Origin of the sequence: Amaricoccus sp. W119 (genome assembly GCF_047275745.1) — a bacterium.
In the GTDB taxonomy this organism is placed as follows: Bacteria; Pseudomonadota; Alphaproteobacteria; order Rhodobacterales; family Rhodobacteraceae; genus Amaricoccus.
Genome location: NZ_JBKQWU010000166.1, coordinates 1 through 1,636, shown reverse-complemented (window position 1 = coordinate 1,636; position 1,636 = coordinate 1). Strand labels below are relative to the sequence as shown.

The window sequence follows — 1,636 nt, the reverse complement described above, 5'->3', positions numbered from 1 at the left end:
GGCTCTGACTCAATCTCGGTGCACCCGGTCAGCCTGGTGGATAGCTTCCTGCTCCGAACTTAAGGGGAGCAGGGATGGTTGGGAGCCGATCGTCGGCGGCGTTGCTGCCGGCGGGATTGATCATCGAAACCGTGCGGATTGACGAGGGCGGAGTGGCGGCGGCCGCGCGGTCCCGGGATATCGGGTCGGCCTGCACGGGCTGCGGCAAGGTCTCGCGGCGGGTCCACAGTCGCTACGTTCGGTCCCTCTCCGATCTGCCGGCGCATGGGCGGCGGGTCCGGATCGCGCTCACCGTGCGGCGATTCCGATGCGGCAACGACGCTTGCCCGCGGAAGATCTTCGCCGAGGGGTTCGGCGAGGATATCGTCGCACCCTACGCCCGCCGCACCGCGCGGCTGCAGACCATCGTTCATCATCTCGGCCTGGCGCTCGGCGGCCGTCCCGGCCAGGGGCTCGCCCGGCGCCTGCTGATGCCGGTGAGCAAGGACACGCTCTTGCGGACCGTCCGGGCCCGGGCGCCGGCGGCGCGGCCGACATCGCGGGTGATCGGCATTGACGACTGGGCGTGGAAGCGCGGGCATCGCTACGGCAGCATCGTTTGCGACCTGGAGCGGCGCGAGATCGTCGACGTGCTTCCCGACCGCGAGGCCGCCACCGTAGAGGCCTGGATGGCGGCTCATCCCGAGGTCGAGATCGTGTCGCGGGACCGCGGCGGCGGCTATGGCCAGGCGGTCGTCCGCGCGGCGCCGGACGTGGTGCAGGTGGCCGATCGCTGGCACCTGATGGCGAACGCCAGCCAGGCCTTCCACGACGTGGTGCGGCGATCGATGACGCCGATCCGCCGCGCGCTCGGCGCGGGCACCGTGAGCCCGGAGCTGCTGACCTCGGCCGAGCGGCTGCAGTACGAAGGCTTCCTGCGCCGCGAGGAGATGAACACGGCCGTGCGGGCGCTGGCGGACGAAGGGGTGCCGATCAAGCAGATCGTCCTGCGGACCGGCTGCAGCCGGCAGACGGTGCGGCGCATTCTCCGTGGCGAGCGCGACGATGTCTTCCGTGTCCGCATGAGCTCGCTCGAGCCCTGGCTGGTGCAGCTCGACGAAGCCTGGTCCGGCGGATGCCGTAACGGCGCCGAGCTCTGGCGCGGTCTCCGCCTCGCCGGCTTCGGCGGCAGCCTTCGTGTCGTCACCGAGTGGGCCACGCGTCGGCGACGCTCGGAGGCGGCCCAAACCTCCGGCCCCCGGAAGTGCCCCTCGGCCCGGAAGATCGCGATGATGCTGACCCAGAAGCGCGCCCATCTCACCAGGGAGGACGCGGTGACCGTGTCAATCATCGAGGCCGCCGTTCCCGACATCGCCACCGCCCGGCACCTTCTCGAACGGTTCCAGGCGATGATCCGGAAGCGGGACCCGTCCGGCCTCGACAACTGGCTCGACGACGCGTCGTCCGGAGCGTTGGCCTCGTTCGCCCGCGGGCTCCGCGGCGATCAGCCTGCCGTCACGGCGGCTCTGTCCCTGCCGTGGTCGAATGGCCAGACCGAGGGCCAGATCACCAAGCTCAAGCTCGTCAAGCGCCAGATGTACGGCCGCGCAAAGCTCGACCTCCTCAGGGCTCGGCTGCTCGGTGCCGCGTGATAAGC

The 1,636-nt window shown here is 70.7% G+C and carries 1 protein-coding gene; it reads left to right on the top strand.

What is annotated here, in order from left to right; genetic code table 11:
- Positions 1–74 precede the first annotated feature (74 nt).
- Positions 75–1,631, top strand: coding sequence for an ISL3 family transposase (locus ACLJK8_RS22685; protein WP_413152674.1), 1,557 nt, complete (start codon positions 75–77; stop codon positions 1,629–1,631).
- The last annotated feature ends 5 nt before the right edge of the window (positions 1,632–1,636 follow it).